Origin of the sequence: Streptomyces broussonetiae (assembly GCF_009796285.1) — a bacterium.
GTDB lineage: Bacteria > Actinomycetota > Actinomycetes > Streptomycetales > Streptomycetaceae > Streptomyces > Streptomyces broussonetiae.
Genome location: NZ_CP047020.1, coordinates 7,185,230 through 7,211,868, shown reverse-complemented (window position 1 = coordinate 7,211,868; position 26,639 = coordinate 7,185,230). Strand labels below are relative to the sequence as shown.

The following is a 26,639-nucleotide window of genomic DNA, read 5'->3' as shown; positions in this document are numbered from 1 at the left end:
GGTCTCACCGTATGCCCCCGCCCGGGACTCAGCCGTGCCGGGTCCCCGCACGACGCGCGATGTGTTCCGGTACGGCGATGCCGGGCGGCAGGGCCGGGTCGGGCTCCGGGGTGCCCCACAGCGTGGTCAGCGGCAGGACCCCGGCCCACAGGCCGAGCGCCGCGTCGGGTCCGTCGCCGTCCTCCGGGGCGCCGGTGCGGATCTTGACGGAGGCCTCCTCGAGGGACAGCGCGAGGAGGGTGGTGGCGGCCAGCTCCTTACGGCTGGGGCGGCGGGCGTACGACCACTGCCCGGGCGTCGCGTGCTCGGTGATCCTGCGCAGGCCCTCGAGCTTCTCGTCGGCGTCGATGACCTTGCGGGCGGTGCCGTGGATCATGGCGCTGCGGTAGTTGACACCGTGCTCGAAGACGGACCGGGCGAGCACCAGTGCGTCCACGTGCGTGGCCGTCACGCACACCGGGGTGTCCCCGGCCAGGCTGCGGCCGGCCACGGAGCCGTGCAGGTAAAGCGTGCGCGCGTCACGCCCGTACACGGTGGGTACGACGACCGGCCGTCCGTCGACCACCACACCGAGGTGACAGACGAACCCGGCGTCCAGGACCGCCTCCAGCTGTGGCCGCTCCAGGCTCCCCTGCTCGCGCAGCCGGCGGTGCCGGGTGCGGTCGGTGACGGGCAGCCGGTCGGGAAGCGGTTCTTGATGCATACGTCCGAAGGTACTGATATCGCATGGATGCGCCAGCAGAATTTCGCATGCACCAGTCCAGGGGGCGAATCGCGACGAAATCCGTAGCAGATCTCTGTTCGACCCTCGGCGGGTGAGAGGGTCGGAGTCGGCGCACACACTCTCCTGGAGGGACGCACCGATGACAGGCTCGGCGAAGACCGCGGGGACGGTCACCAACTGGGCGCGCACCATCACCTACCGCGCGCGGGAGTTCCACCGGCCGGACACGATCGACGCCCTCGCGGCGCTCGTGGCAGGCAGTGCGCGGGTGCGGGCACTGGGCAGCGGGCACTCCTTCAACCGGATCGCCGACCCCGGCACGGACGGGATGCTGCTGTCCACGGCCGGTCTGCCGCCCGTGATCGAGGTCGACACGACGGCGCGCACGGTCCGGGTGTCGGGCGGGGTCCGGTATGCCGAACTGGCCCGCACGGTGCACGCCCGCGGCCTCGCCCTGCCCAACATGGCCTCCCTGCCGCACATCTCGGTGGCCGGTTCGGTGGCGACCGGCACCCACGGCTCGGGCGTCGGCAACGGCTCGCTGGCCTCGTCCGTACGGGAGGTGGAGCTGCTGCTCGCGGACGGCTCGACGGTGACGATCGGCCGGGAGGACCCCCGCTTCGACGGCGCCGTGACCTCACTGGGCGCACTGGGCGTCGTCACCGCACTCACGCTCGCCCTGGAGCCGGCGTACGAGGTCGAGCAGCATGTCTTCGCCGAACTGCCGCTTGAGGGACTGGACTTCGCCGGGGTGGCGGCGGCCGGGTACAGCGTGAGCCTGTTCACCGACTGGCGCGCGCCCGGCTTCCGGCACGTGTGGGTCAAGCGGCGCACCGACCGGCCGGCGGTGGACTTCCCGTGGGCGGCGCCCGCGACCGGGCCGGTGCACCCGGTGCCGGACATGCCCGCGACGTACTGCACCGAGCAGCTGGGCGTGCCGGGGCCGTGGCACGAGCGACTGCCGCATTTCCGGGCGGAGTTCACACCGAGCGCCGGGGAGGAGATCCAGTCGGAGTATCTGCTGCCGCGGTCGACGGCCGTCGACGCGCTGCACGCCGTCGACGGCATCCGGCCGGCGGTCGCCGGTGTACTGCAGATCTGCGAGGTGCGGACGGTCGCCGCCGACAGCCAGTGGCTCAGCATGGCCCACGGACGGGACTCGGTGGCGCTGCACTTCACCTGGGTTCGGGACGAGGCGGCCGTCCTGCCGGTGGTGCGCCGACTGGAGAAGGCGCTGGATCCGTTCGATCCGCGTCCGCACTGGGGGAAGGTCTACGAGATCCCGCCGGCGGTCGTCCGCGGACGGTATGCACGCCTCGGCGACTTCCGCGCTCTGGCCCGCACCCTGGATCCGGCCGGGAAGTTCACCAACGACTTCGTCCGGGATCTCCTGGACGGCTGACGTACCGGACTTCCTCCAGCCCCTTTCCTAACCCCTTGTCGAAAGCCGCTCGCGCCCCATAGCCTGACGACCGCGCCGGTGCCGTGCCGCTCCGGTCCGGACGGGATGGAGGGGACAGCCGCGTGAAGCGCACATCACGTGACATCCGCACCGCGAACCGCTACGAGGTGTTGCGCCAGATCATCGCCGAGTCTCCCACCTCCCGGCAGGAGTTGGCGGTCGCCACCGGGCTGAGCCTGGCCACCGTCGCCACCCTGGTCGGCGAGCTGCTGGACCTCCGCATGATCACCGAGGTCGGGTTCGAGGACTCGGCGGGGGGCCGGCCCCGGGGCCTGGTCGCCGTCAACGCGTCGGGCGGCGCGCTGATCGGCGTCGACATCGCGGAGACGTACGTCCACGTCGAGCTGTTCGACCTCGCGCTGAACGTCCTGGCCCGTGCCGACGAGGACATGCGGCCCGGCGAGAGCCGCCCGGAGCACGTGGTCGGCCAGGTCGCCGCCGTCGTCGGCTCGGTGGTGGCGCAGGCCGGGATCGAGGCGGCCCGGGTGCTCGGAGTCGGGGTGAGCGTACCGGGCCAGGTGGACCGGGACAGCGGCGTCGCCGAGTACGCGCCCAACTTGGACTGGCACGACGTACCGTTCCTCGATCTGCTCGCCGAACACGTCACCCACCCCCTGTACCTGGACAATCCGCTGCGCGCCTGCACGGTGGCGGAGCTGTGGTTCGGCGCCGCGCGGGGCCGCGGGGACACGGTGGTGGTCAATCTGGGCACGGGGGTCGGCGCCGGTCTGGCCCTGGGCGGCGCACTGCACCGGGGCGTGAGCAACAGCGCCGGCGAATGGGGCCACACCACCCTCGTGCTGGACGGGCGGCTGTGCCACTGCGGCAACCACGGCTGTGTCGAGACGTACGTCGGCGCCCCCGGCATCATGCAGAACCTGCGTGAACTGAGCCCGCGCTCACAGCTGTTGCACCCCGAGGACCAGACGGCCACCATCGACGCGCTGGCCGGTGCGGTCGCCGCGGGCGATCCGGTGGCGCTCAAGGTGGTCCAGGACACCGCCCGTTACCTCGGCGCCGGCATCTCCGACCTGATCAACCTGCTCAACCCCGAGGTGGTCGTGCTCAGCAGCTGGGTCGCCGCCCGGCTCGGCGAGCCGCTGCTCGACGAGGTCCGCCGGGCCGTCGCCCGGCACGCGCTGCGCCGCCCGCTGGCCGCCACCGAGATCGTCCTCTCCCCCATCCCCACCGACCCGGTGTCCCTCGGCGCGGCCACGTTCGCGCTGGAGGGGGCGTTGCAGTCCGTCGGCCCCAGGACCGGCACCGCCAAGCGCACCGTCCTCGCAAGGAGCCGTACCGCACCGCCTTCATGACGACGGAAGGGATGCACGTGTCTCACCCCCGCAAGAGATCCCTGCTGCTCACAGCCTCGGCCGCGCTGGCCGTGGGCGCGGCCCTCCTCACCTCCCCGTCGGCGAGCGCCACCGCCGCCCCGGCCACCGCCGCCCCGGCAGCCGCCGAGGTCTCCCCCCATGCCGCGCAGACCATCGACGACATCGGCGCCTCGGGTGCCTGGTGGGTCAACGACCTTCAGCACTTCGCCCCCGAGGTGCAGGCCCGCGTAGCCCGGCTTCTCTTCTCCGAGCAGGGCCTGGACCTGAGTTCGTACCGGTACAACATCGGCGGTGGCGGCACCGGCGTCACCACGCCGGCCCGTGCCGCCGAGGACTTCCTCGGCTCCGGCGGTTCCTACGACTGGAGCCGGGACAAGGGCGGCCGGACCTTCCTGAAGTACGCGGCGCAGTACGGGGTCAAGGACCTGATCGGATTCGTCAACAGCGCGCCCGCCCGGTGGACGACCAACGGCAAGAGCTGCGGCGGCCGGTTGAAGACGGAGAACGAGACCGACTTCGCGAAGTACCTCGCCGACGTCACCGGTCACTTCGCGCGCCAGGGCGTGCGGCTCGGTTACATCAGCCCCTTCAACGAACCGGACAACAGCTTCGCCGACTGCGGCCAGGAGGGCATGCCGGTGCCGGTCGACCAGCGCGACGACATCGTGCGCGCGCTGGGCGCCGAGCAGCGGGCCCGGCACCACAGGACGTCGATCATCGCCGACGAGTCCAGCAGGACCACACAGTTCAGCAGTGAAGTACCGCAGTGGATGGCGCAGCCCGGCACCGCCCAGTACGTCGCCGAGCTGGCCCACCACACGTACGACAACCCCGACGACGGGCAGCTCGGCAACGTCTACGAGACGTCGAGATCGGTCGCCAGGACCTCCTGGGCCACCGAGATCTGCTGCTTCGGCAAGGGCACCACGGGCTGGAACCAGGAGTACGACCCGGGCATCGACAACGCCCTGCTGATGTCGAGAATCATCTACAAGGACTTCGCGACCTCCCACGATTCCGCGTTCCAGTGGTGGGTGGCGCTCGCCAGCGGCTACGGCACCGATCCGACGGCCAGGAACGACGAGGGCTGGAACGACGGCCTGATCTACTACGACCCCGACTACGCGGCGAACGGCAACCAGCAGCTGTACTTCACCAAGCGTTACTACGCGCTGGGCCAGTACAGCAAGTTCGTCCGGCCGGGCGCCCTCGCGCACAACGTGACCGGGGCGCCGGACGGTGTGGAGGTCTCGTCGTACGAGCGCGGCGGCCGGTGGGTGGTCGTGGTGAACAACCACAACACCACCAACACCGCGCTGAACCTGCACTTCAACAGCAGGACGCCGGTGCGGGCGACCCGGGCGGTGCGGACCTCGGCGGACGAGAACTGGGCGAACGTCGCGCAACCGTCGGTCACCGGCACAACCGTCTCCGCCACCCTCGCGCCCCGCTCGATCACGACGTACGTCTTCGACCAGAAGGGCCACGGCAGTTCGGCGCTGACCGGCGCCCTGGCCGACAAGCAGTCCGGCAAGTGCCTGACCGCCGATGCCGCGGGGGCCGCGGTCGTCCCGTGCACGGGTGCGGCGGACCAGTCGTGGTCGTACGCCGCGAACGGCACCCTGAAGAGCGCGAACGGCTATCTGACGGCGGGCGGTTCGGGTCCGGTGGCGTCTGCCGCGGCCACGGGTGACGGCACCCGGCGCTGGCTGCTGAACGGCAACGGGCAGATCGTGAACGAGGCGTCGGGCAAGTGTCTCGACGTCGCCGGGCAGGCGACCGCGGACGGCAGCAAGGTGATCCTGCACAGCTGCAACGGCGGCGCCAACGAGTCCTGGTCCAGGCCGGCCCCCACTCCAGCAGTCCCCCGCTGAGCCAGGAGACGGATGTCCATGAGCACACCGACCGACACCGCCTACGTCGAGCACTTCTCCCCGGGCTCCGGCGCGCTGCCGCCTCGCGCCCGGTACCCGCACTCGGACGCGAAGTCCCTCTCACTGAACGGCACTTGGCGCTTTCGGCTGTCCGGGACGGCCGACGCCGAGGACGACTCCTTCGCCACGCAGGGACGCTACGACGGCGACTGGGCACAGATCCATGTCCCCGGCCACTGGGTCCTGCAGGGACACGGTTCGCCGATCTACACCAACCACCTCTTCCCGTTCCCGATCGACCCTCCGCGTGTACCGACCGAGAACCCGACCGGCGACCATCTGCGCGTCTTCGACCTGCCGGCCGACTGGCCGGACCTCGCCGAGGGCGGCGCGGTGCTGCGGTTCGACGGGGTGGAGTCCTGTGCGCGGGTGTGGCTGAACGGCACGGACCTCGGCGAGTTCAAGGGCTCCCGACTGCCGCACGAGTTCGCGGTCGGCCCTCTGCTCAGGACCACCGGCAACGTACTGGCGGTCCGCGTCCACCAGTGGTCGGCCGGCTCCTATCTGGAGGACCAGGACCAGTGGTGGCTGCCGGGCATCTTCCGCGACGTCACCCTGCTGCACCGCCCGGCGGGCGCCGCCCTCGACTTCTTCGTCCACGCCTCCTACGACCATCTCGCGAGCACCGGCACCCTGCGGGTCGACTCCGACGTGGCGGGCCGGGTGACCGTCGCCGAACTCGGCATCGACCTCGCGACCGGCGAGAGCGTGACCGTGCCGGTCGACCCGTGGTCGGCGGAGACGCCCCGGCTGTACGAGGGCGAGCTGTCCACCGCGGGCGAGCGGGTGCCGCTGCGCATCGGGTTCCGCAGCGTCGAGCTGTCGGACGGCCTGATCAAGGTCAACGGCCGGCGGGTGCTCTTCAGGGGGGTCAACCGGCACGAGTGGCATCCGCAGCAGGGCCGCGCCCTCGACCTGGAGACCATGCGTGCGGACGTGCTGCTGATGAAGCGGCACAACATCAACGCCGTCCGCACCTCCCACTACCCGCCGCACCCGGCCTTCCTCGACCTGTGCGACGAGTACGGCCTGTGGGTGATCGACGAGTGCGACCTGGAGACGCACGGCTTCACCGAGCAGGGCTGGCGGGACAACCCCGTCGACGACGACCGCTGGACCCCGGCCCTGCTGGACCGGGCCTCCCGCATGGTCGAACGGGACAAGAACCACCCCTCGGTCGTGATCTGGTCCCTCGGCAACGAGGCCGGCACCGGCCGGGGCCTGACCGCGATGGCCGAGTGGATCAAGGGCCGGGACTCCTCCCGGCTGCTGCACTACGAGGGCGACCTCGGCTGCCGCGACACGGACATGTACTCGCGGATGTACGCCTCCCACGCCGAGGTCGAGCGGATCGGCCAGGGCCTGGACGGCGGCCCCCGCAAACGGCGTGACCTCCCCTTCGTCCTGTGCGAGTACGCCCACGCCATGGGCAACGGCCCCGGCGGACTCGCCGACTACCAGCGGCTGTTCGAGTCCTACGACCGGCTCCAGGGCGGCTTCGTCTGGGAGTGGATCGACCACGGCATCGCGCATCCGGAGCTGGGCTACGCCTACGGCGGCGACTTCGGCGAGGAGCTGCACGACGGAAACTTCGTCTGCGACGGCCTGCTCTTCCCGGACCGGCGGCCCTCCCCCGGCCTGGTCGAGTACAAGAAGGTGATCGAACCGGTCGGCATCACCGGTGAGGCCGGCGACGGCACGGTCCGCATCACCAACAAGCACGACTTCGCCGACCTTTCGGCGCTGGCGTTCTCGTGGTCGTACGAGGTCGAGGGGGACGCGGTGGAGTCCGGCACCCTGACCGTGCCCGTGCTGGCCCCCGGCGAGTCCGCCGACGTCAAACTGCCCGCACCGCCGGCCACGGCACCCGCCGGCGAGGCCCACTGGACGGTCCGGGCGGCGCTTGCGGCCGACACCGCGTGGGCGGCGAAGGACCACGTGGTCGCCTGGGGCCAGGTCCCGGCGGCACCGCGCCGGGTGCCGCCGCTCGCGCCGACCGCCCGCCCGGTGCCGGGCGACGGGGTGATCACCCTCGGCCCCGGCACCTTCGACGCCCGCACCGGCGCCCTGACGGCCATCGGCGACGTACCGGTCCGCGCTCTGCGGCTGGACGTGTGGCGGGCCACCACCGACAACGACGACGGTGCGTCCTGGCAGGCCGACGAGCGCTTCGGCCTGGTGTGGCGCACCCTCGGCCTGCAGCGGATGCGGCACCGGCTGGACGCGGTGGAGACCGGGGAGAACGCGCTGACGGTCCGCACCCGGGTGGCGCCGGCGGCGCGGGACGTGGGACTGTCGACGGTCTACCGCTGGACGTCGAACGGGGACGGCCTGCGGTTGACCGTGTCCACCGTCCCGGAGGGTGACTGGAGGGTCCCGCTGCCCCGGCTCGGCATCCGCTTCGGGCTGTGCGCGGCGGACGAGGTGCGCTGGTTCGGCGGTGGGCCCGGTGAGGCGTATGCCGACACCAGGACGGCGTCGGCGGTCGGCCGTTGGCACTCGACCGTGGACGAACTGCAGACGCCGTACCTTCGTCCGCAGGAGAACGGCGCCCGCATCGACGTCCGCTGGGCGGAGCTGGGCGGTCTGCACATCGAGGGCGACCCGGCGTTCCTCCTGACCGCCCGCCGCTGGACCACCGAGCAGCTGGACGCCGCCACCCACCGCACCGACCTCACGCCCGGCGACACGGTCTGGGTCAATCTCGACCACAGCCAGCACGGCATCGGCTCCCAGTCCTGCGGCCCGGGCCCGCTGCCCCAGTACCACCTGCGGGCCGAACCGGCGGAGTTCTCCTTCGTGTTCTCCACCGTCCCGGATCCGCGGACCCACTGAGAGATCCGGTGCCGAGCCCCGCCGCGGCCGACGCGGCGGGGCCAGCCCCGAACCTAGATACCCTAGGATCCAACCTAGGTATCCAAGGAGGGGATGTCGGATGGCCCGTGCGGGACTCACCGTCGACCGGTTGATCGCGGCGGCGGCCGACCTCGCGGACGAGGCGGGGTTCGAGAACGTCACCCTGTCCGCGCTGGCCCGCCGCTTCGGTGTGAAGGACGCAAGCCTGTACTCGCACGTCAGGGGCCTGGAGGACCTGCGTACACGGCTCGCCCTGCACGCGGGCGGCGAGCTGATCGACCGGATCGCGATGGCCGTGGCCGGCCGGGCCGGCAAGGACGCGCTGACCGCCTTCGCCGGGGCGTACCGCGCGTACGCCCTGGAGCACCCGGGCCGGTACGCGGCCACCCAGATCCGCATCGACCAGTCACTGATCGCCGACTCCCCCGCCATGCGCCGTACGGCCGACATCACCTACGGAATGCTGCGCGCCTACGGCCTGGACGAACCCGATCTGACCGACGCCGTACGCCTGTTGCGCAGCACCTTCCACGGCTACTGCGCCCTGGAGTCCACGGGCGGCTTCGGTGCGGCCCGTGACGTGCAGGCCTCGTGGGCCAAGGCCGTCGACGCCCTCCACCTCGCCCTCACCCACTGGCCCCGGGAGACGAAGAACGATGACTGAACCGCTTCCTCACGACGTGACCGGCAGCGGTCCCGTGCTGCTGGTCGTGCCGGGCGGCGCCGGACACCCCATGGGGCTGCAGCCGCTGACCGAACGGCTGGCGCGGCACTTCACCGTGGTGACGTACGACCCGCTGGGGCTCGCCCACGGGCGGCTCGGCCTGCCGGTCCCGGACCAGCGTCCGGCGCACTGGAGCGACGGGGCGCACCGGGTGCTGGAGGCCGTGCTGCCGCCGGGCGAGCGGGCGTTCGTCTTCGGGACCAGCTCCGGCGGCATCGCCGTCCTCGACCTGCTCGCCCGGCACCCGGAGCGGCTGGCAGGCGTGGTGGCGCACGAGCCGCCGTGTGTGACGGTGCTGCCGGACGGGGCGGAGCGACGGGCCGAGCTGCTCGGGCAGTTCGACGGGGTCGGCCGGCCGCCGGCCGAGGGCGGGTCGGCGACCCCGATGGGCGTCTTCCTCGCCCATGTCCTGCACCCCTTCACCGCGTACGTCCCCTCCCTCCGCGGCGCGGGGCCGCGCCTCACCCTCGCCGCCGGGGCCGACTCGCGCGGCCAACTCCTGCACCGCACCGCCGTGTTCCTCGCCGACCGGCTCGGGGGCGCCTTCGCGGAGTTCCCGGGCGGGCATCTCGGCACCCTGGATCATCCCGAGGACTTCGCCTGCCTGCTCACCGGGACGTTCCTGTCCGGCACGCACACCTCGGCGTAGGAAGGCGTCGTACCGCCCGGCACCCGCCCGGCCGCGATGTCGGCGACCGCGTCCAGGGCCGCGCCCAGCGCACGCCGGTAGAGCAGGGAGCCGAGGCTGACCCGGGCGACGCCGAGGTCGGCGAGGCGCAGGACCGTGGGGCCGGTGGGCGAGTAGAGGACGTTGAGCGGGGCGTCGGTGTACCGGACGAGGGCGCCGATCCGGTCCGGGTCGGTGAGGCCCGGCACGAACAGCCCGTCGGCGCCCGCCTGTTGGTAGGCGTCCAGGCGGCGCAGGGTGTCCGACTCGTCGCCGTCGCCCAGCCAGTGGGTGTCCGTGCGGGCGTTGACGAACAGACCGGGCACGGCGGCCTTCACCGCGGCGATCTTCGCCGCGTGCCGGGCGGCCGGTCCGAGGCCGTCCTCCAGGTTGATGCCGACGGCTCCGGCGGACCACAACCGGCGTGCCAGCTCGGCGACTTCGTCCGGATCGTCGGCAAAGCCGTCCTCCGCGTCGACGGAGAGCAGATAGGGCTCCGGGCCGAGGGTGAGGGCGAGGCCCAGGGTCTGCTCGCGGGTCACGCCCCGGCCGTCGGGCAGCCCGGCCGCCGCCGCGACGGCGAGGCTGGTCGTGGCGATCGCCGCGAACCCCCGGGCGGCGAGCGCGGCGGCCGAGGCGTGGTCCCAGGCGTTGGGGAGCAGCAACGGCTGTCCGGGGCGGTGCAGTGCGGCGAACGGGGTGGCGGCGTGCTCTGCGGTCATACGCCCACGCTAGGCCCTGGACGGTTCGGCGCACGCCGAACCGTGGACGCCCGCCCTGCCCTCCCGCGGCCAGGCGGCCGTCGGGGACTCCACGCCCACCTGGGCCTCCGCCCCCGTCACCCCGCCTCGCACCGCCCCGCTCACCGAGGCGTCACCGACCACGACGAACCTGCGGATCGCCCGGCCGAAGCCGTGAACCGGAAGACCCTCCTGGCGCCGGACGCCCAGCGGGCGCTCACCTCGTACCCCTGGTCCACCTCGTGATCATCTTCGGCTCGGACGGACACCAGGTCGGCGAGGGGCCGGGGGTCCGGTTCGCCGGTCAGCCGGGCGAGTGCGACGAACAGCGTGACCTCGCCCGGACCCGTCCGGCCGGTCAGGTCCTCCGACAGGCCGCGGACCGGGAGGAGTTCGGCGCGCAGCCCGTCCCGTGCCGGCCAGCCGGTGATCCGGACCGGCGTCCCGGGCTCGGCCCCGGCGACGAGATGGGCCCGGACCTCGGCCGCGCCCTCGGCGAGCACCAGGCTGGTGACGGTGATGCCGTCGCGCACGGTGTGCCGGGAGGCGATCCAGCCTTCACCGGTGCCGAGCGGCTCGATCCGCGTCCGGTCCGGGGCACTGCCGACGATCACGCTGTTGTCGGGAGCCGCCCGGTCGGGCGTGGTCGCGGTCGAGTAGGCGAACCGGGTGTAGTAGGGGTCGTAGCGGACGTCCTCGCTGCCGTGGTTGTGCAGTCGGACCAGGCCGTCCGAACGCGTGCTCTGGATCAGCCAGTTGGGGGTGGCAACGGGTCTGACCTCGTCGGCGCGGTCGGCCGGGCCGGGGTCCTCGGTCGCCGTCCACACCGGGTGGTCGGCGGGCAGGAGCAGGCCGAGGAAGCCCTTGCTGGCCCAGTACGGGGAGGAGGGTCCGGAGTAGCTCTGCACGAGCGACTCGTCGGGGCCGAGCCAGCCCAGCGGGAGCAGGCCGCGCTCGTCGACCGCGCCGCCGTCGAGGAAGTAGCGCAGCGTGCCGGAGGCCAGGCGCCGGGTTTCGCCGGGGGTCAGCGGGGTGTGGCCGGTCAGCGCGCCGAGCCAGAACGGGGCCGTCGTGGCGAAGCGGTAGGTCAGGGAGCGGCCCTGGTGCAGGGGGGCGCCGTCACGGCCGAACAGACGGGCGTAGTCGGCGAGGTGGGCGGACAGGCGCCGGCCGTACCGGGAGAGCAGTTCGCTGTCGTCCGCCAACCACGCGTGGACGACCGTGTACAGATGCATCGCCCAACCGTTGTAGTAGTCGAACTTCCGTCCGCCGCCGTCAGTGTACCAGCCGTCGCCGAGATACCAGCCCTCGACCCGCTCCAGACCGCGGTCGATCGCCCGGCGGGCGGCCTCCGGACGGTGGCCGATCTCCTGGAGGAAGCCGCCGACGGTGACCGGGAACAACTCCCAGTTGCACGGCCAGGGTCGGGCGGTGAGCGCGTCGGCCAGCCATGCGGCGGTGCGCTGCCGCACGGGGTCGTCCAGCCGGTCCCACAGCAGCGGGCGGGTCAGCCGCAGGGCCAGCGCGATGGAGGCGGCCTCGACGAGCGGCTGGCTGCGGTCCTCGATCCGTGGCCAGACGCCGCCGGGCCCGGCCGCGAGGCCTTCGGCGTAGCGGCCGAGTGCGGTCTCGTCGCGCCGGAAGGCGGCCAGCAGCAGCGTACGGGCGTACCCCTCCAGGCCGTCGGAGAGCCGGCCGGCGCGGCTGACGTGGTCACCGGGAAGGTGGTAGAGGGCGCGGTCGGGGGTGGCGCGGGGGGCGACGGCGGCCAGCAGGGCATCGGCGGCGGCCTCCCAGTGTGCGCGGGTGTACCCGGTGTACGGGCTCGACCGGCGGTCGTCGGCGGGCAGTTGGATCACGGCGGTGGCGTTCCTTCCTGGCGGGACCCGGGGCGCCCCGGTTCCGGTCGGGGCACCCCAGGACCTCGTCCCACCCGCACCAGGGCCTCGGGGACCGGATGCAGGGCGACGGGTGCGTCACGGGCGAGGCCGGCGTGGACGGTCACGTCGTGCACGCAGGTGTGGGTGTTGTCGCGTACGTCATCGGTGATCCTGAACGCCGAAAAGGTAAGGGTGGACGGCTGTGGGGTCAATGGGTCCGGCGCGAAGGGGGGAAAGCCCTTTCGGCAGCGGCTTCGGCGGGCCGGTGAGCGTTGCCGGCCGCGTCCGGGGACGCCCGGCCGCCGGACACCCGTGCCGGTGCGGCTCCTGCTTCGACTAGCGTCGTGACATGACCACCAGCCCCACCTCCCCCGACCTCGCCGACGCCCTCGCCGCCGGCACCGTCGTGCTCGACGGCGGCATGTCCAACCAGCTGGAGTCCGCCGGGCACGACCTGAGCGACGAGCTGTGGTCGGCGCGGCTGCTCGCCGAGCGGCCGGAGGCGATCGCCGAGGCGCATCTCGCCTACTTCCTGGCGGGCGCGGACGTCGCGATCACCGCCAGCTACCAGGCCACCTTCGAGGGCTTCGCCCGGCGCGGCACCGGTCACGACGAGGCGGCGCGGCTGCTGGCGCTGAGCGTGGATCTCGCACGTACGGCCGCCCGGCGGGCCGGGGCGGCGGGTGTCGAACGGCCGCTGTGGGTGGCGGCCTCGGCCGGGCCGTACGGGGCGATGCTCGCGGACGGTTCCGAGTACCGGGGACGCTACGGGCTGAGCGTGGACGAGCTGGAGCGATTCCACCGGCCGCGCATCGAGGCACTGGCCGCGGCCGGCCCGGACGTCCTCGCGCTGGAGACGGTGCCGGACGCCGACGAGGGCGCCGCGCTGCTCAGGGCGGTGCAGGGGCTGGGGGTGCCGGCGTGGCTGTCGTACACGGTCGACGGTGTGCACACCCGTGCCGGGCAGCCTCTGGAGCAGGCGTTCGCCCTGGCCGCCGGCGTGGACGAGGTGATCGCGGTGGGTGTGAACTGCTGCGCGCCGAAAGACGCGGGGCCCGCCGTGGAGATCGCGGCGCGGGTCACCGGCAAACCGGTCGTGGTCTATCCCAACAGCGGGGAGGCATGGGACGCCGGGGCGCGGGCCTGGACGGGACGGACGAGGTTCGGCACCGGGCAGGTGAAGACGTGGCGGGACGCGGGTGCGCGGCTGATCGGGGGGTGCTGCCGGGTGGGGCCGGAGGCGATCGCGTCGATCAGGCAGGCGTTGGACGCGGCCTGAACGCGGGCGGGGCGACCCGTTCGCGCCCGGTCAGCGCCGCCGTGCCCCCACCGACCGCCGCAACCGCCGTACGGCCGCCGCCCACTCCGCTCCCGGGGCCCGGATTTCCGCGGCGGGGTCCGGTGGCGGGGCGGTGGAGGTGGTCGACCAGAGGGCGACCTCCGTGTCCCGTGGGCCGTATGCGGTGCGCGGTTCGCCGTCGCCGAAGATCCGTACGGGGTGGGTCGCGTCCCAGGCCTGCCAGCCGGGGTCGCCGGTCGTGGCGAAGCGCACCCAGGCGCCGTGCATCGCCTCGCACAGTGTGTGCGGGGCACCCTCTCCGGCCAGTCTCTTCGATGCGGGGGTGTCCCCGCTGTCGAAGACGAAGCCCAGTTCCAGGGCGTGGCAGGCACCGAGTCCGGGCAGGCGGGACGGCCAGGCGAACTCGTAGAGGTGACAGGCGCCGGGGCGCGCGTCGGCGAGGCGGTGCAGGGGAACGCGCAGCAGGTGGTCGGTGACCATCTGGCCGACGATCTCGGCGGCGCCGGCGTCGGGGTGCAGGGCGCGGTAGCCGCGGGGCACCTCGTGGCCGGTGTGGCAGCGGGCCATCGCGCCGGCGAGGGCGACGGGGCCGAGGCGGTCGACGTGCTCCATCAGCCCGCCGGGGACGAGCCAGAGCCGGTATTCGTCGCGGGTCCAGCCCATGAGGAGGTCGACGCCCCGGGCGCTCTCGCCGTCGATCAGGGTCTTGAGCGGGTCACGGGGTACGAGGTCGCCGTCCACGACGATGCCGAACGCGGGGCCGCCCAGGACCGGGCTGCCGAGCCGGCCGACCTCGGCCTGCGTGCGCAGCAGCAGGTCGCGGTCGACGGCGGCGAAGGCCTCGGCGGTGGCGGGGATCTTCAGCCGCATGGCCATGCGGCGCACCATCCGTCGCACCTTGTCGCGGTCGGACGCCTCCGGCGGTCCGCTCTGCAGGACCGCACGCCGGATCAGTCCCCGGGCTGCGGGTGCGGCGAGCAGGGCACCGACGCTGATGGCGCCGGCCGACTGGCCGCACAGCGTGATCCGGTCCGGGTCGCCGCCGAAGGCGCCGATCGCGTCGTGCACCCACTGCAGGGCGGCGAGTTGGTCGCGCAGGCCGGGGTTGGGCGGAGCGTCGGGGAACAGTCCGTAACCCTCGACGCCGAGGCGGTAGTTGACGGAGACAAAGACGACGCCGTCGCGGGCGAAGCCGTATCCGTCGTAGACGGGTACGGCGGAGGATCCTCTGGTCAGGGCACCGCCGTGGAGCCAGACCAGGACGGGAAGGCGGGCGCCGGGGTCGGGCGCGGGGGTCCATACGTTGAGGTTGAGGCAGTCGTCGCCGGGGATGTCCGGGTCGGACAGGTACTGGGCGAAGGCCTCGGAGTACGGCGGCTTGGGCGCGGTGGGTCCGAAGGCGCCGGCGTCGCGCACCCCGTCCCAGGGCTCGGGCGGCCGGGGCGGGCGGAACCGGCGGGGGCCGAAGGGCGGTGCGGCGTAGGGGATGCCCCGGAAGACCGCGACGCCGTGTTCGTACCGGCCGCGTACGGCCCCGTACGGCGTCCTCGCCTCGGGCCCGGTCTCGGGGTTCGCCTGGTCTGCCGTCATCGCCCACCAGCCCTTCGCCGCCGCGCACGCATGCACCGTGCACCAACAGAGCACCACAGGAGCGTCCGGTATTCCGGTGCACGGGCACGGGGGAGGGCCATTCGGGCCATGACGTCACGGTGAATAACGGGTATGTCACTTTGCGTACACCGGGCGAAGAGGTCGCAGAAGGCGCTTTCCGAAACCGCGTTCCCACCGTTGTCCGCCAGACTCGTCGTCCACCCGGAGAGCCCGTCGTTCGTCAGGAGAGCCATGCCCCCCAGCCCTAGGCCGCCGCGGGCCGTGTTCGCGATGGATCCGGTGCACCTCCCGTTGCTTTTCCCCCCGCCGCTCATGACCCGGCTGGGGCGCACGGCCGACCTCGACGCGGCTTTCGTCGTACGGGACTTCGCCGATCCGGCGGCGGCCGACGCCCTGGCCCGGGCCGAGGTGCTGATCACCGGCTGGGGCTGCCCGCACCTGGACGCCGGTGTCCTGGCCGCGGCTCCGAGACTGCGTGCCGTCCTGCATGCGGCGGGCTCGGTCCGCTCCCTGGTCGGCGAGGCGGTGTGGAAACACGGCGTCACCGTCTCCAGCGCGGCCACCGGCAACGCCGTGCCGGTGGCCGAGTACACGCTCGCGATGATCCTGCTCGCCGGCAAGGACGCCTTCGGCCACCGCGAGCGCTACCGCCGCACCCACGTCCGTCCGACCTCCGCCGAGACCGTGACCACCGGCAACCTCGGCCGCCGCGTCGGAGTGATCGGCGCCTCCCGCGTGGGCCGCCGCCTGACGGAACTGCTGCGGCCGTTCGACCTCACGGTCCTGCTGCACGACCCCTACGTCAGCCCCGCCGAGGCCGCCGCCCTCGGGGCCGAACTGCTGGGGCTGGAGGACCTGTTGCGGCGCAGCGACATCGTCAGCCTGCACGCCCCCGACATCCCCGAGACCCACCGCATGCTCGACCGCGACCGGCTCGCCCTCCTCCGGGACGGCAGCGTGCTGATCAACACCGCGCGCGGTGCGCTGGTCGACCACGAGGCGCTGACCGAGGAGCTGGTCTCGGGCCGCCTGCGCGCGGTCCTCGACGTCACCGAACCCGAGCCGCTGCCCGCAGGCTCCCCGCTGTACCGGCTGTCCAACGTCTTCCTCACCCCGCACATCGCGGGCTCGCTCGGCAATGAGCTGGAGAGACTGGGCACGATCGTCGCGGAGGAACTGGAGCGGCTGGCCGCGGGCCTGCCGCCGCTGCACGAGGTGCGGCACGCGGATCTGGCCCGGATCGCCTGACGACCGTGGCGGGGGCGCCTTGCGCAGGCCCACCGGTCCGCAACGGCGGATTGCGCGGGGTAGCCCGGGCCGCCGCAGGAGTGCCGAGGGCGAGCATCCGGTGCCGGGCATGCACCCATGCCGTCGTACGCACCTCGGCGCGGCCCCTTCCCCCGTCGTCCGCGGACGACGCCCGGCCCCCGTACGCCACCCCGCCGAGCCCTTGGGGCACACCGGTTGCGGCGAGGCGGTCGCCCGGGGCGCACGTACGAGCTGCCGGGCCTGCCCCGGGGCCCGTTGATGCACGGCGGGAGCCCGGCCGTCTCGCCCGTGGAGCGGCCAACCGCGTGACATGGCACGCCCGCTCGGACGCAGGACGGTGACTGCGCCACGCTCAAGATCGTTTCCCGGGCATGATCCTTACCACGCGTACCGCAGCGGCCCTGGCCGTGCTCGCAGTCGCTCTGGTCGCCGCCTACGGCACGGCTCACGCCGCCTGCCGCACCCTCGCCCCCGGACAGCACCGCACCGCCGTCTCCACACCCGGTGACGGCCACGACCCCAAGGAGGACGTCGAACTCGACGAGAACGGCCGCCCCGACCTCGGCGAGGACTGAGCCGCGGGCCACGGCCCGATCCGGGCCGTGAGACGGCGACGGCCGGGTGCCCCGCACGGGGCGCCCGGCCGTCGCCGCCGAACGGTCGTGCTTCAGCGAGCGGCCCCCGGGGGAACGGCCGTCCCCTCGGCCGGCCCGTCGTCCCAGACCTCCCGGTGGTTGGGGCTGCCGCCGACCAGGGCCTCGATCGCGTCCACGGCGCTGCCGTCGTGGTCGCTCCCGGCCGTGCCCTTGCCGGTCTGGACGTTGGCCGTGCGGTCGACCTCGATCCAGGAGTCGGCGTGGGAGTTGTCGATCACGGTGATCAGGCTGTCGGACGCGGCCGCGGGTGCCGTGCCGACGGCGAGCGCCGCGGCGGCGAGGACCGCCGCCCGCCCGATCCGGGATGCGGCACCGTTCACGCGCCCACGCCCTCGGGCGCGAGCCGCTCACGGGCGATGTTGCGCTCCAGCAGGCTGGTGGCGGCCTTCACGCCGACACCGCCGGCCGGGTCCACCTCGGGCAACCGGCCGTCGGCGTCCTTCAGTTCGGCGAGCGCGGAGTCCATCGCCTCGTGCGCGGCGAACAGACACGGGGTGCTGTAGATCGCGACGTCCACACCCAGGTCGGTCAGTTCACCGAGGGAGAGTCGGGGTGACTTGCCGCCGGCGATCTGGTTGAACAGCAGCGGCTTGCCCCCCACGACCTTGCGGATGCGCTTGATCCACTCGACGCTGCGCACCCCGTCGACCAGGACGACGTCGGCGTCGGTGGCGGCCAGCCGCTCCGCGCGGTGCAGGATGTCGTTTTCGTCGGTGGCGTCCGTACGGGCCACCACGACCAGGTTCTCGCGGGCCTCGAGGACCTTGTTGAGCTTCTCCAGGTACTCCTCCAGCGGCAGCACCTGCTTGCCGTCGGCATGGCCGCAGCGGCGGGGCCGCTTCTGGTCCTCCAGGATCACACCGGAGGCACCGATGCGCTCCAGCCCCTCGACGACATGACAGGCGACCTCGGGGTCGACGTACCCGTCGTCGATGTCGACGAGCAGATGGTGGTGCGGGAAGGCGCCCCGCAGCCGCTGGACGAAGGCCACCATGTCGGGCCAGGCGATGAAACCGATGTCGGGCAGTCCGTAGTACGACGCCGCGAATCCGAAGCCCGAGACGAACATGCCGTCGTAGTGCTTGGCCGCGATCGACGCCGAATACATGTCGTACACGCCGATCAGCGGTGTGGTCCCGGGCCCGGCGATGCGCTCGCGCAGCTGATTACCGTGAATCAAGGTCCGGCTCCTCCTGTGGGTGGGTGACACGGAGCGAATGGGCTACCGCGCCTGACGCCCTTTGCCAAAACAAGAGCATCTATAGAAACTCACATGACGATCCATGTACGCGAGCTTTACTCACCCCAATGGTGGAGCCGGTTCACCGCAGAAACGTTCCTGAGCGGCTCGAGTCCGGCTCCACTCGCTTGAAGCGCGGGTCCGGTCACCGTAGCCTCGCCGGGCATGAACGCCGTTCCCCCGCTCCTGGACCATCTCGTCCTCGCCACGCCCGATCTCGCCGCGACCGTCGGCGACTTCACCCGGCGCACCGGGGTGGCCCCCGCGCCCGGCGGTGTCCATCTGGGGCTCGGCACCCGCAACCACCTGGTGGGGCTGGGCGGCCGAAGCTATCTGGAGATCCTCGGGCCCGACCCGGAGCAGCCGGAGCCCGCCGGACCGCGGCCGTTCGGCGTCGACCAGCTGACCGGGCCGCGCATCCTGACCTGGGCGATCAGCCCGCCCGACCTGGACTCGGCGATCATGACGGCCCGCGCGCGGGGCTACGACCCCGGGCCCGTGCGCCCGATGAGCCGCCGCACCCCCGACGGCACCGTACTGCGCTGGCGGCTGACCGACGGCGACTGCGCGCACCCCTCCGGTCTGGTGCCGTTCCTGATCGACTGGGGCGACTCCCGCCACCCGGCCGTCTCCGGCCTGCCCGTCACCCCCCTGCTGGAGGTGACGGCCACGGTGCCCGACCCGAAGGAGGTGCGCGGGCCGCTGGCGGCCCTGGGCACGGAGCTGGCCCTGGCCGAGGGCCCGGTGGCGCTCAAGTGCACCGTGGACACCCCGAACGGCCCGGTTACCCTCGGCTGAGCGGCACAGCGCCGGAGGCCTGGAGGCTCGCGGTTGCCGGGGTGGCCGATTCCTTCAAGACCGGCCCGCCGCCGCCCTCCTACGGTGATCCCATGACTGCACGATTCGCCGTGATCGGCGTGGTGGCCGGGGACCTGACCGCCTCGCTCGCCTTCTACCGCCGCCTCGGGCTGGTCTTCCCGCCCGGGGCCGAGGAACAGCCTCATGTCGAGGCCGAGCTGCCCGGCGGGCTGCTGCTCGCCCTGGACACCGAGGAGACCGTCCGCTCCTTCCACCCCGGCTGGCGACCCCCCGAGGGCGGCGGGCGCGTCGGGCTCGCCTTCCGGTGCGGCTCGCCCGCCGAGGTCGACGCCCTGTACGAGGATCTCGTGGGCGCCGGGTACCACGGTGAGCTGAAGCCGTGGAACGCCTTCTGGGGGCAGCGGTACGCCACCGTCCACGACCCCGACGGCAACGGGGTCGACCTGTTCGCCCCGCTACCCGCCGCCGAGTAGCTCCCCGAGCGGCCGGCCCGCCAACTCCCGCACCTCGCGGGCGAGATGGGGCTGATCGGCATAGCCCGCGCGGATCGCCGTCTCGGCGTACGGCAGCCCGGAGCGTGCCAGCTTCAGCGCGCGCTGCAGGCGCAGGATGCGGGCCAGCGTCTTGGGGCCGTAGCCGAAGGCACTCAGGCAGCGGCGGTGCAACGTACGGACGGCGATGCCGAGTTCGGCCGCCGTCGCGGACACCGGGCGGCCCTCGTCCAGACGCTCCACCAGCCGGCGCAGCAGCGGATCGGGGTCCGCCGCCCGCGCGGCCAGGTCCAGGGCGATGTCCTCCAGCGCCGCCGCCGGATCGGCCGCCGCCTCGATGCGGTCGAGCAGCCGGCGGACCCGGGCGGCGGGCCACAGGTCGGCCGACTCCACGCGCAGGTCGCGCAGTTCGAGCGCCGGTACGCCGAGCAGGGCGGGCGCGGTGCCGGGGAAGAAGCGGATGCCCGCCCAGATGCGGTCCGGGCCCTCGGGGACGTAGGCGCGGGTGTCGGGTCCCGCGACCAGCAGCCGGCCCTCGCTCCACAGCAGGTCCATGCAGCCGTCCGGGAGGACGCCCCGGGCACCGGCCCCGGCCGGGGTCTTGGTCCACACGACGGCACCGGTCAGCCGGGACGCCCGTTCCGTGTACACGGGTGCCAGCGTACGTCGCGCCGGGGTGTGCGTCGCTGCCGTCGGGGGCGCCGAGGCGCGGGAGGCCGTGCCGGGTACGGACGCGCCGGGCACTTGCGGCGGTGGCTGCGGCCGTGAGGGCGAACAGAGCCTGGGCCCGACACGGGCGAGCGGGGCGAGCAGGGCCGGGGTCCTCTGCCGCCGTTCCCCGTTCACCGGGCCGGTGGAGGTGTGCTCCCGTGGTCCTTGGGCGTGTCCCCGTTGCCGTTGTGGGCGTGGTGGTGGTGATGCGGGTTCTTCGCGTGGGTGCGCAGGCGGGCCGTGACGTCCTCCGGGGGCAGGAACCGGGACCAGCGCTCGGGGAACTCGGAGGGCATGTCCGGGTCGTCGGGATCGGCCTCGCGCGCCGCCGCCCAGGCGACGTACTCGGCGACCTGCGCCTCGCGCACCCGCTCGTTCGCCTCGCGGGCCGCGGCCGTGGCGGCGGCCGGCCAGACCCGGTCGATGGCCGCGTTCACGGCCGCACCGACAAGGACGGCGAATGCGGACACACCGATCCACAGCAGCACGGCGACGGACGCGGCCAGGGAGCCGTAGATCGTGGCGCCCTCGATGGTGTGCACGAGGTAGAGCCGGAGCAGGAAGCTGCCGAGGACCCACATGGCGAGTGCGACGAGGGCGCCCGGGACGTCCTCGATCCACGGGGAGCGGACCGGCACGGAGACGTGGTACAGGGTGGTCAGGAAGGCGATGGACAGGACGATGACGACCGGCCAGTACAGGACCTGCACCACCGTCTCCGACCAGGGCACCACCCGGACCACCGCGTCCGGGCCCGCCACCATCAGCGGCAGCGCCACCGAGCCGATCAGCAGTGCCACGATGAACAGCGCGAACGACATCATCCGGGTCTTGACGATGCCCCTGACGCCGTCGAGGCCGTACATGACGGTGATGGTGTCGATGAAGACGTTCACCGCGCGCGATCCCGACCACAGGGCGAAGACGAACCCGATGGAAATGACGTCCGGCCGCGTCTTGAGCACGTCGTGCAGGATCGGCTCGGCGATCTCCTTCACGCCCTTGTCGGACAGGACCGTCCGCGAGGCGTCGAGGATGTTGGTCTCCAGGCTCTGGATGGTGTGGGCGCCGGTCCAGCGGTCGACGTAGGCGAGCAGCCCGATGAGGCAGAGCAGCAGCGGCGGCACGGACAGCAGCGTGAAGAAGGCCGCCTCGGCCGCCAGGCCCAGGATGCGGTACTCCATGCACGAGTTGACGGTGTCCTTGAGCAGCAGCCAGGCGGTCCTGCGCTTGGAGACGTTCCGATAGAGGGCTCTGGCCCGGTGGAGGCGACCGGCGGGCCGCGCGGGGGGTTCACTTGCTGGCTGCACGCCCCAACGGTATCCGCCGCACCGGACCGTCCTCACCTTCCGGGGCGGGTGAGCGGGTCCGGCCTCCCGGACCGCGCCGCTGTGCCACGCTGGAGACCATCATCACCACCGTCCCGGGCAGGTTCGCGATCATGGCAGGCACCCCCACCCACACCGTGACGAACCAGCCGCCCCCGCTGGCCGGCTACGACCTCTTCACCGCCGACCGGGCTCTCGTGGACGCCGTCGAGCGGTACACCGGTCCGGACGTGCTGGAAGAGGTGCGCGCGGAGCTGTCCCTGCTGGGCCGCTCCGCGGGCTCGGCGCAAGTACAGGAGTGGGCGGCGCGGGCGAACGAGAACCCGCCGCGGCTGCGCACCCACGACCGGTACGGCCGCCGGATCGACGAGGTCGACTTCGACCCGGCCTGGCACCGGCTGCTCGGCAAGGGCGTCGGGGCGGGGCTGACGGGCGCCTGGACGCGGCCCGCCGGGCATGTCCGCCGGGCGGCCGGGTTCCTGATCTGGACGCAGGTCGAGGCGGGCAACTGCTGCCCGCTGTCGATGACCCACGCGGCCGTGCCCGCGCTGCGGGCCGACCCGGAGCTGGCGGCCGAGTGGGAGCCGCGGCTGACGTCGATGATCTACGACCGCGAGCTGCGGCCCGCGGCGCTCAAGGCCGGCGCCCTGTTCGGCATGGCCATGACGGAAAAACAGGGCGGCAGTGACGTACGGGCGAACAGGACCGAGGCCCGGCCGCTCGCCGAGGCCGGCACGTACGCACTGACCGGGCACAAGTGGTTCTGCTCGGCGCCGATGTCGGACGGATTCCTGGTGCTGGCCCAGGCCCCTGGCGGCCTGACCTGCTTCCTGGTCCCGCGCGTCCTCGCGGACGGCACCCGTAACGTGTTCCTCCTCCAACGGCTCAAGGACAAGCTGGGCAACCGGTCCAACGCCTCCGCCGAGGTCGAGTTCGACGGGACCTGGGCCCGCCGGGTGGGTGAGGAGGGGTGCGGGGTGCGGACCATCATCGAGATGGTCGCCGCGACCCGGCTGGACTGTGCGATCGGCTCGGCGGGCCTGATGCGGCAGGCGGTGGCGCAGGCCGTACACCACTGCGCGCACCGGGAGGCGTTCGGCGGGAAGCTGATCGACAAGCCGCTGATGCGCAATGTCCTCGCCGACCTCGCGCTGGAGTCCGAGGCCGCGACGGCGCTCGCGCTGCGGCTGGCGGCCGCCTACGACGACGACGGCGAGCGGGAACGCGCCTTCCTGCGGCTCGCGGTGCCGGCCGCCAAGTACTGGATCACCAAGCGCTGCGCGCCCGTTGCGGTGGAGGCCGCAGAGTGCCTCGGCGGCAACGGCTACGTCGAGGAGTCCGGGATGCCCCGGCTGGTGCGGGAGTCGCCGCTGAACTCCGTGTGGGAGGGCGCCGGGAACGTGCAGGCGCTGGACGTGCTCCGGGCGCTGCAGCGCGAGCCGGGCGCGCTGGACGCCTGCCTGACCGAGATCGGCCGGGCGCACGGCGCCGACCACCGCCTCGACCGCGCGGTGAAGGACCTGTTCACCGAACTGGCCGACCTGGACGGCATCGAGGGCCGCGCCCGCCGCCTGGTGGAGCGGCTCGCGCTGGTCCTCCAGGGCTCCCTGCTGGTCCGGCACGCCCCGCCGGAGGTCGCCGACGCGTACTGCGCCTCCCGCCTGGGCGGCGACCACGGCGCGAGCTTCGGCACCCTGCCGACGGGCCTGGATCTGGAAGCGGTGGTGGAACGAGCACGCCCTGTGCTCTGAAACCGGGGCCGATCCGACCGGCCGCAGGGCGCGCCGCCGCGAGACAGCCACCCCGGGGTTGGACGGGGTGGTGCTGCGCCGACACGGCACCACCCCGGGGGGCAAGTCTCGGCCAGGCCCGATAAGTTCACCAGGGTTGCAGGGGGTTGCAACTTGTTTGGGCCCAGGTGTGCGGAGTGTGCGCCTCCGCCCGGTCCGGACCGGCAGTATGTGAGGCACAGCCGGGCCGGAAACCGCCGCGGGTCGGCTTGACAAGAATGTTCGATGTCCTTTCCTGGGAGGACCCCAGTGGTGAACCCGCCGATGAACGTGGCGCGCCTGGCCGCCGTGGACGCGGCGCAGGCGGCGCGGGTGTTGAACCAGGTACGTGAGGCCACGCTCGCCGGTCGACGTGCGCGGATCGCGCCGCGGCCGGTGATCGAGCAGTCCTGGGGGCGCATGCTGCGCAGTGGCGTGGACCCCGACCACGACTTCAGGTCGGGGCTGCTGCCCTCGGACGAGGTACGGCGCCGGCGTGAGGAGTCACCGCTGCGGCACGTTCTGCCGGTGCTGCGCGAGGGTCTGCTTTCGGTCGCGGACGTGGCCCAGCACATCATGGTCGTCGCCGACGCCGACGGTCGCGTGCTGTGGCGTGAGGGTGCCTCACCGGTGCTGCGCAAGGCCGACGGTCTGGGGTTCGAACTCGGCGCGGACTGGCGGGAAGACGTCGTCGGCACCAACGGGGTGGGCACCCCGGCGGTCGTGCGCAGGCCCGTACAGGTCTTCGCCGCCGAGCACTTCGTCCGCTCGCACGCCTCGTGGACCTGCACGGGCGCCCCGATCACCGATCCCAGGGACGGCCGGCTGATCGGTGTCGTGGACGTCAGCGGACCGCTGGAGACGATGCATCCGGCGACCCTGGCCTGGGTGGACTCGGTGGCCAAGCTGGCCGAGGCGCGGCTCAGGGAGGTGCACGTGGACTCGCTGGAGGGGCTGCGGTCGGTGGCGGCGCCGGTGCTGGCCCGGCTGAACGGACGGGCCCTGGTGGTGGACCGGGACGGCTGGTCGGCGGCCGTCTCCGGAATGCCGTACGTACGGCGGGTCGCCCTGCCCAAGTCGCTCTCGCCGGGGCTGAGATGGCTGCCGTCACTGGGGTCGTGCGCGGTGGAGCCGCTGGGCGGGGGCTGGCTGCTGCGGGTGGCCGAGGAACCGCCGGGCAGGGCCGCCCGGGTCGTGCTGGATCTGGCCAGGTCGGGCCGCAGCACGCTGACGGTGACCGGATCGGCGGGTTCCTGGTCGCGTGAACTCAGTCCGCGGCACGCGGAATTGATCTATCTGCTCGCCGAGCACCGCTCGGGCCGCGGTGCGGCGGCGCTCGCCGGTGATCTGTTCGGGGATCCGTCACGCACGGTGACGGTGCGAGCCGAGATGTCGAGGGTCCGGCGGTATCTCGGGGAACTCCTACAGCATCGACCGTATCGTTTCTGCGAGGATGTGGAGGTCACGGTACTGCTCCCCGACGACCCCCGTGACCTGCTGATTTCCTCCACTGCGCCGGCGATCGCGGGTCGCCGGACGGTGCCGCACGGCGACGGGCCCGGCGCCGACTGACCGCGCGTTCCGGGTATTTGCGGGGTCTTCGCCCTGCGCGGGCCGTTACTGTCGTAGCATCCTTTGAGGGCCTCCACAGCCGTGCCACAGGTCAACATCCGGACCACCAGGCACAGTTGGCCCGCCTCGGCCCGCAGGGCCGCCCGGCGGCGACGGAGCCCCGGAAGAGGGGACGAGATGAAGCATCGCGGCCGACACCGGCGGCGCAGACGGGGCGCCGCGCTGCGCGCCGTCCTGGCCGGGACCGCCCTGGCGCTCACCGCGACCGCCACCCTGATCAGCGTCTCGCAGGCGGACGTCACCGACAGTCCCGGTGCGCTCAAGCCCCTCTCCTCGCCGGCGGACACCGGCCGGCTGCGGCTCCAGGAGCAGCTCTTCCCGACCTCCACGCTGAACCGGCTGTCCGCGGCGATGGGCGGCACGGTCGGCGTGGACGACGTACTGGCGAGCGCCGACCGCACCATGCACGAGGGCGACGACTGCTCCTCCGCCGACCACACGTCCCTGCCCGTCGCCCCGGCCGCCACCCGCGCCTACTGCTGGGACCCGGCGGACACCGCCACCACGACCTGGCGGCCGGCGTCGGTGACCGGCTCCGGGGACGCCGACGACGACGGCACCTGGGGCACGCACCGGGTGCTGCTCGCCGGCTGGACCCACAGCACCACCGCCGGCCGCACCGCCGAGCGGGGCCTCGCCCGGGTCGCGTTCGTGAACGCCGACGACCCGGCCCGCCTCGCCTATCGCTGGGTGCTGCTGGTGGTACCGACCGACGGCGGCCGCGACTACCGAGGCCTGGTCTCCGGGGTCTCCGGGATGGCCTGGTACCAGGACAAGCTGCTGGTCACCACCAGGGCCGGCAGCGCCGACGCGCTGTACGTCTACGACCTGCACCGCATCCAGCGCACCACGGTCAGCGGGCCCGCGATCGGCCGCGTGTCCGGCGGCTGGTCGGCGGACGGCTATCAGTACGTGATGCCCGCGGTCGGCTCGTACCGCTTCACCGGCGGCCGCTGCGCATCCTCCGGGCCGCCCTGCCCCGGCGCGCTCGCCCTGGACCGCAGCAGCGTGCCGGACAGCCTGGCCGCAGCGGAGTGGACCGCACCCGGCGGCGACCGCACGGCCCGGCTGTGGCGGTACGCGTTCAGCACGGCCCCCGGACGCGGCGGGCTCCTCGCCACGGACGCCGCGGGACGGGCGAGCGCGGTGGAGGAGTACCGCACCCGGGCCACAGGGATCCGGGGTGTGCTGTCGTACCAGGAGGCCGGCGCGGACCATCCGTCCTGGTATGTGGGACATCTGCCCGGCTCACAGGACGGGCACGGCGGGCTGTGGCGGCAGGACGGCACGGGGGCGAAGGCGGCCCGCTGCGGGTCCGACGCCTCGCACCGCTGCTGGGCCGAGTCGGCGGGCTCTCTGTCGTACTGGCGGCAGACCGGCGAGGTGTGGTCGCTGTCGGACCGGATGCTGTTCGCACTGCCGCTGGCCGAGCTGGACCACGCGCTGGACTGAGCCGCCGTCCGGGCCGGGCCCGGGGGAATCCGGCCGATCG

The 26,639-nt window shown here is 73.1% G+C and carries 22 protein-coding genes; 14 read left to right on the top strand and 8 right to left on the bottom strand.

From position 1 onward, the window contains the following. Positions 1-28 precede the first annotated feature (28 nt). Entirely contained in the window at positions 29-703 is a 675-nt protein-coding gene (locus tag GQF42_RS33165) for a pyridoxamine 5'-phosphate oxidase family protein (protein ID WP_158926083.1), read from the bottom strand. A gap of 160 nt (positions 704-863) precedes the next feature. Between GQF42_RS33165 and GQF42_RS33160 the strand changes: the two genes are divergently transcribed. The 6 genes from GQF42_RS33160 to GQF42_RS33135 all read left to right on the top strand — a co-directional run bounded on the left by GQF42_RS33160 (position 864) and on the right by GQF42_RS33135 (position 9,683). Then, complete coding sequence (locus tag GQF42_RS33160) at positions 864-2,126, top strand: FAD-binding protein (RefSeq protein ID WP_158926081.1); 1,263 nt, start codon at positions 864-866, stop codon at positions 2,124-2,126. Between the two features lie 122 nt (positions 2,127-2,248). Continuing rightward, positions 2,249-3,499, top strand: a complete 1,251-nt coding sequence (locus tag GQF42_RS33155) for an ROK family transcriptional regulator (protein ID WP_158926079.1) — start codon at positions 2,249-2,251, stop codon at positions 3,497-3,499. An 11-nt stretch (positions 3,500-3,510) separates the two neighbouring features. Next, entirely contained in the window at positions 3,511-5,394 is a 1,884-nt protein-coding gene (locus GQF42_RS33150; protein ID WP_158926077.1) for a glycoside hydrolase, read from the top strand. An 18-nt stretch (positions 5,395-5,412) separates the two neighbouring features. Next, the gene (locus tag GQF42_RS33145) at positions 5,413-8,289 is read left to right on the top strand and encodes a glycoside hydrolase family 2 TIM barrel-domain containing protein (protein WP_158926075.1); all 2,877 of its coding nucleotides are present in this window, start codon (positions 5,413-5,415) and stop codon (positions 8,287-8,289) included. Positions 8,290-8,389: 100 nt separating this feature from the next. Then, positions 8,390-8,974, top strand: a complete 585-nt coding sequence (locus tag GQF42_RS33140) for a TetR/AcrR family transcriptional regulator (RefSeq protein WP_158926072.1) — start codon at positions 8,390-8,392, stop codon at positions 8,972-8,974. Then, complete coding sequence (locus GQF42_RS33135; protein ID WP_158926070.1) at positions 8,967-9,683, top strand: alpha/beta fold hydrolase; 717 nt, start codon at positions 8,967-8,969, stop codon at positions 9,681-9,683. The genes GQF42_RS33140 and GQF42_RS33135 overlap by 8 nt, the downstream gene beginning before the upstream one ends. Here the strand turns inward: GQF42_RS33135 and GQF42_RS33130 are convergent. After that, positions 9,617-10,423 carry an isocitrate lyase/PEP mutase family protein gene (locus tag GQF42_RS33130; RefSeq protein ID WP_158926068.1) on the bottom strand — a complete coding sequence of 269 codons (807 nt, stop codon included), beginning with the start codon at positions 10,421-10,423 and terminating at the stop codon, positions 9,617-9,619. The two genes, GQF42_RS33135 and GQF42_RS33130, sit on opposite strands and share 67 nt — an antisense overlap. A gap of 140 nt (positions 10,424-10,563) precedes the next feature. Further along, positions 10,564-12,300, bottom strand: a complete 1,737-nt coding sequence (locus GQF42_RS33125) for a DUF2264 domain-containing protein (protein ID WP_158926065.1) — start codon at positions 12,298-12,300, stop codon at positions 10,564-10,566. 370 nt (positions 12,301-12,670) lie between these two features. On the opposite strand from GQF42_RS33125, the gene mmuM reads away from it, so the two are divergent. Beyond that, positions 12,671-13,600: a homocysteine S-methyltransferase gene (gene mmuM, locus GQF42_RS33120; protein ID WP_158926063.1), complete on the top strand. Its 930-nt coding sequence runs from the start codon at positions 12,671-12,673 to the stop codon at positions 13,598-13,600. 30 nt (positions 13,601-13,630) lie between these two features. On the opposite strand, the gene GQF42_RS33115 is transcribed toward mmuM, so the two are convergent. Beyond that, positions 13,631-15,211, bottom strand: coding sequence for a carboxylesterase/lipase family protein (locus tag GQF42_RS33115; RefSeq protein ID WP_158926060.1), 1,581 nt, complete (start codon positions 15,209-15,211; stop codon positions 13,631-13,633). 252 nt (positions 15,212-15,463) lie between these two features. On the opposite strand from GQF42_RS33115, the gene GQF42_RS33110 reads away from it, so the two are divergent. Further along, on the top strand, positions 15,464-16,480 hold the full coding sequence (locus tag GQF42_RS33110; RefSeq protein ID WP_199272884.1) for a hydroxyacid dehydrogenase: 1,017 nt from the start codon (positions 15,464-15,466) through the stop codon (positions 16,478-16,480). A gap of 392 nt (positions 16,481-16,872) precedes the next feature. Beyond that, positions 16,873-17,076, top strand: coding sequence for a hypothetical protein (locus GQF42_RS33105; protein ID WP_158926058.1), 204 nt, complete (start codon positions 16,873-16,875; stop codon positions 17,074-17,076). 92 nt (positions 17,077-17,168) lie between these two features. Here the strand turns inward: GQF42_RS33105 and GQF42_RS33100 are convergent, their stop codons facing one another. Continuing rightward, positions 17,169-17,477 carry a hypothetical protein gene (locus GQF42_RS33100; RefSeq protein ID WP_233273527.1) on the bottom strand — a complete coding sequence of 103 codons (309 nt, stop codon included), beginning with the start codon at positions 17,475-17,477 and terminating at the stop codon, positions 17,169-17,171. Continuing rightward, positions 17,474-18,337: an isocitrate lyase/PEP mutase family protein gene (locus GQF42_RS33095; protein ID WP_158926055.1), complete on the bottom strand. Its 864-nt coding sequence runs from the start codon at positions 18,335-18,337 to the stop codon at positions 17,474-17,476. The genes GQF42_RS33100 and GQF42_RS33095 overlap by 4 nt, the downstream gene beginning before the upstream one ends. A 225-nt stretch (positions 18,338-18,562) precedes the next feature. On the opposite strand from GQF42_RS33095, the gene GQF42_RS33090 reads away from it, so the two are divergent. Both GQF42_RS33090 and GQF42_RS33085 read left to right on the top strand, forming a co-directional pair. After that, a complete protein-coding gene (locus GQF42_RS33090; protein ID WP_158926053.1) occupies positions 18,563-19,195 on the top strand; it encodes a VOC family protein in 633 nt (210 codons plus the stop codon). 92 nt (positions 19,196-19,287) lie between these two features. Further along, positions 19,288-19,689 (top strand): VOC family protein, encoded by a 402-nt coding sequence (locus GQF42_RS33085; protein WP_158926051.1) that lies wholly within the window; start codon positions 19,288-19,290, stop codon positions 19,687-19,689. Here GQF42_RS33085 and GQF42_RS33080 read toward each other — a convergent pair. Together GQF42_RS33080 and GQF42_RS33075 are read right to left on the bottom strand one after the other, a co-directional pair. Next, complete coding sequence (locus GQF42_RS33080) at positions 19,672-20,358, bottom strand: helix-turn-helix transcriptional regulator (protein WP_158926049.1); 687 nt, start codon at positions 20,356-20,358, stop codon at positions 19,672-19,674. The genes GQF42_RS33085 and GQF42_RS33080 overlap by 18 nt on opposite strands. A gap of 191 nt (positions 20,359-20,549) precedes the next feature. After that, positions 20,550-21,728 carry a YihY/virulence factor BrkB family protein gene (locus GQF42_RS33075; protein WP_158926046.1) on the bottom strand — a complete coding sequence of 393 codons (1,179 nt, stop codon included), beginning with the start codon at positions 21,726-21,728 and terminating at the stop codon, positions 20,550-20,552. 131 nt (positions 21,729-21,859) lie between these two features. Here GQF42_RS33075 and GQF42_RS33070 point away from each other — a divergent pair, with 131 nt between their 5' ends. The 3 genes from GQF42_RS33070 (at position 21,860) to GQF42_RS33060 (ending at position 26,599) form a co-directional block, all read left to right on the top strand. Next, positions 21,860-23,497 (top strand): acyl-CoA dehydrogenase family protein, encoded by a 1,638-nt coding sequence (locus GQF42_RS33070; RefSeq protein WP_158926044.1) that lies wholly within the window; start codon positions 21,860-21,862, stop codon positions 23,495-23,497. 303 nt (positions 23,498-23,800) lie between these two features. Further along, positions 23,801-25,087, top strand: coding sequence for a GAF domain-containing protein (locus GQF42_RS33065; RefSeq protein WP_199272883.1), 1,287 nt, complete (start codon positions 23,801-23,803; stop codon positions 25,085-25,087). 177 nt (positions 25,088-25,264) lie between these two features. After that, positions 25,265-26,599 (top strand): hypothetical protein, encoded by a 1,335-nt coding sequence (locus GQF42_RS33060; RefSeq protein ID WP_158926041.1) that lies wholly within the window; start codon positions 25,265-25,267, stop codon positions 26,597-26,599. The last annotated feature ends 40 nt before the right edge of the window (positions 26,600-26,639 follow it).